This is a genomic window from Fulvivirga sp. (genome assembly GCF_040220315.1).
In the GTDB taxonomy this organism is placed as follows: Bacteria; Bacteroidota; Bacteroidia; order Cytophagales; family Cyclobacteriaceae; genus Fulvivirga.
Genome location: NZ_JAVJUY010000034.1, coordinates 1 through 3,631 on the forward strand (window position 1 = coordinate 1; position 3,631 = coordinate 3,631).

3 protein-coding genes and 1 pseudogene are annotated in these 3,631 nt (G+C 37.8%); all 4 read right to left on the bottom strand.

The features are described from left to right. Positions 1 to 484 (bottom strand): annotated as a pseudogene (locus RLO81_RS01120) (hypothetical protein); the annotation flags it as partial. 7 nt (positions 485 to 491) lie between these two features. After that, positions 492 to 1,250, bottom strand: a complete 759-nt coding sequence (sufC, locus tag RLO81_RS01125) for a Fe-S cluster assembly ATPase SufC (protein WP_350105991.1) — start codon at positions 1,248 to 1,250, stop codon at positions 492 to 494. Positions 1,251 to 1,293: 43 nt separating this feature from the next. Then, a complete protein-coding gene (gene sufB, locus RLO81_RS01130; RefSeq protein WP_350105993.1) occupies positions 1,294 to 2,739 on the bottom strand; it encodes a Fe-S cluster assembly protein SufB in 1,446 nt (481 codons plus the stop codon). A gap of 114 nt (positions 2,740 to 2,853) precedes the next feature. Next, positions 2,854 to 3,330, bottom strand: coding sequence for an Lrp/AsnC ligand binding domain-containing protein (locus RLO81_RS01135; RefSeq protein WP_350105996.1), 477 nt, complete (start codon positions 3,328 to 3,330; stop codon positions 2,854 to 2,856). Positions 3,331 to 3,631: the final 301 nt, after the last annotated feature.

Here is a 3,631-nt window from a genome sequence, read left to right on the forward strand (position 1 = left end):
CCTCTAGATGTATCAAAGCACCATCTTCTGTTAGTGCCGTGTTAAGTGCCAAAAAGGCATCTTTATTCCCTCTGGAAGCTTTACCAAAATACTTATTCAATGACTCATTTCCTTCAACAATAGCAGTATCTAGGTTAGTTACCGATACTCCTTTGATCGTTATATCATCTGATAAATCACTTGAATACACCCCATTAATAAACACTAATTTATGCACATCAAGGCCTTCAATATCTAATTTTTGAATTGCCTCCTTTTGAATGTTGCTATTTGAGTGATGTGGAATTGAATTGAATTCCTTTTCGAGTATTTTGGTGATGTTAGTGAATTTATACTCCTCGTTTTTAATAGTAGGTAGTCCTATAGAATTTAATAAATCCATAGCCTCTTTTCTATTCTGATGAAAGTCAGAAGAGGGGCTCAATTCATTAAAACGGTTGATAATACCTTCCATTATTTTGCTTTTTTCTGCTAATTCTGCCATAAATAGATTAAGCTGTAGCGTTTGCTTCTTCTTTGATCCAATCGTACCCTTTTTCTTCTAATTCAAGAGCTAGTTCTTTGCTGCCAGATTTAACAATTCTTCCGTTATATAGCACATGCACATAGTCAGGAACAATATAATCTAAAAGCCTTTGATAGTGAGTAACAACGATTGTGGCGTTGTCTTTTGACTTTAATTTATTCACCCCATTAGCAACAATCTTCAGGGCATCGATATCCAAACCTGAATCCGTTTCATCAAGGATGGATAACTTGGGCTCTAGCATGGCCATCTGGAAGATTTCGTTTCTCTTCTTTTCACCACCTGAGAAGCCTTCATTAAGAGATCTGCTTAGTAATGACTGGTCAATATCTACCAGTTGCATTTTCTCCTTCATAATCTTTAAGAAAGAAACGGCATCTAAGGGCTCCAGTCCGCGATATTCACGCACTTGATTTAAAGCCGTTTTCATAAAGTTAGTAGTGCTCACTCCAGGTATTTCGATAGGATATTGGAATGCAAGAAACACACCTTCCCTGGCTCTTTCTTCCGCGGCAAGATCAAGTAAATCTTTACCATCAAAATCTATTTCTCCTTTTACTACTTCATAATCTTCTCTTCCGGCAAGAACAGAAGCTAAGGTACTTTTACCAGAACCGTTAGGTCCCATAATGGCATGTACTTCACCTGCTTTCACTTCCAGGTTGATACCTTTTAATATTTCTTTGCCTTCGATAGAGGCGTGTAAGTCTTTAATTTTTAACATTCGACTTTGTTGTTAATCGTTAATTGAAAATTGTTAATTGGGATTATCCTACAGATCCTTCAAGCGTAAGTGCTAATAATTTCTGCGCCTCAACAGCAAACTCCATAGGCAATTGGTTTAAAACCTCTTTGCAATAGCCGTTTACAATAAGTGCAACTGCACTTTCTTCATCTATACCTCTTTGTGTACAGTAGAAAATCTGGTCTTCACCAATTTTTGAAGTTGTTGCTTCGTGTTCTACTTGGGCAGTGCTGTTCTCAATATCGATGTACGGGAATGTATGTGCCCCACACTGATTTCCCATTAATAAAGAATCACACTGTGAGAAATTTCTTGCACCTTCTGCACGTTTCATCACATGCACTTGCCCGCGGTAACTGTTTTGTGAATGCCCTGCTGACACACCTTTAGAAACGATTCTTGATTTGGTATTTTTACCTATGTGAATCATCTTGGTTCCTGTATCAGCTTGCTGATAATTATTAGTTACGGCCACCGAGTAAAACTCACCTGTGGAGTTATCACCTTTTAAGATGCAAGAAGGGTATTTCCACGTTACTGCAGAACCCGTTTCAACTTGAGTCCATGAAATTTTGGAGTTATCACCTGCGCACAAACCACGTTTGGTTACGAAGTTGTAGATACCGCCTTTTCCGTTTTTATCGCCCGGATACCAATTCTGTACTGTTGAATATTTTACTTCAGCATCTTTTGCTGCATAAATTTCTACGACTGCAGCGTGCAGCTGATTCTCATCCCTCTGAGGAGCTGTACAACCTTCGAGGTAAGATACATATGATGCATCTTCAGCAACAATTAAAGTTCTTTCAAACTGACCAGTATTGGCTGCATTTATTCTAAAGTAAGTCGATAACTCCATCGGGCATCGCACACCCTTTGGGATGTAACAAAAAGAACCATCGGAGAAAACGGCTGAATTTAAAGCAGCAAAGAAATTATCGCCTGCCGGTACCACTGAGCCTAAATATTTCTTCACCAATTCAGGATGTTCTTTTACTGCTTCACTAAATGAGCAGAAGATAACTCCTAATTCGGCTAATTTATCTTTAAAAGTGGTAGCCACAGATACACTATCAATAACAGCATCAACCGCTACACCAGTAAGCCTTTTTTGCTCCTCTAAAGAGATACCTAATTTCTTGAATGTTTCTCTTAACTCAGGATCAACTTCATCTAAACTATTTAACTGCTTCTTTTTCTTAGGAGCAGAGTAGTATATGATATCCTGATAATCCACAGCAGGGTAGGTGACATTTGGCCATTTTGGCTCTTTCATTTTCTGCCATTTCCTGAAGGCACTCAATCGCCATTCAAGTAGCCATTCAGGCTCTTCTTTTTTAGCAGAAATAAAGCGTACTGTGTCCTCATTCAACCCTTTTGGGGCCTGATCAGACTCTATATCAATACTCCAGCCGTGTTCGTACTCTTTGGAGGTAAATTCTTCTAAAATTTGATCGTCTTTACTCATTAGTTATTATTTAGACTAATTTCAAATTACACCACAAATGTACAACAAAATCTATGGAAGGATGTTCCCCAATTTGGATTTTTTAAATAGAAATGTCTTATGGAAGCATATGTTTTACTTATCGGCATGAGTAACCGGAATGGGCCTGTTGATACTTTCTTCTAAGGAAATCATGGTCTCGGTTCTTGTAATTCCATCAACTCGTTGAATTTTATCGTGTAACAGGTCTTTAAGATGCTGCGTGTCTTTACAATTGATTTTTGCAAACATGCTGTAGTTTCCTGTTGTATAATGCACGTTCGTAATTTCAGGGATGGCCTTTAGTTGATTAATTACATCATCATACAAAGCACTTTTAGCTAGAAAAATACCTATAAAGGCAGTAATATCATAGCCCAGCTTGGTATTGTCAAGTTCAAGTGTAGTGCCGGTAACGATGCCAGCCTCTTCCATTTTTCGCATTCTTACATGTACAGTACCGCCTGAAACAAATACTTGTTTGGCCACTTCGGTATAAGGCTTTTTGGCATTTTTCATCAGAATATCCAGAATCTGAAGATCTACATTATCAATTTCGAAATTTTGAGGCATAATTGATAGATTAAATTATAATTATTAAAATAAAATTAGGCTTTAAATAAATAGTATGTAAATATTATGCTATAAATATGAAAAAATTTTAATAAAAAGCTCATTAAGCTATATTTGAAGTGTCAGAAGGACATATACTGTAGGGTGTTGAAACAGGCAGACATCCCGATAGCCATCGGGACTGCTGTCTCGGCACACACAGCCACGTTAAAATTGACGAATATACTGTAGGGTGTTGAAACAGGCAGACATCCCGATAGCCATCGGGACTCCTGTCTCGGCACACACAGCCACGTTAAAA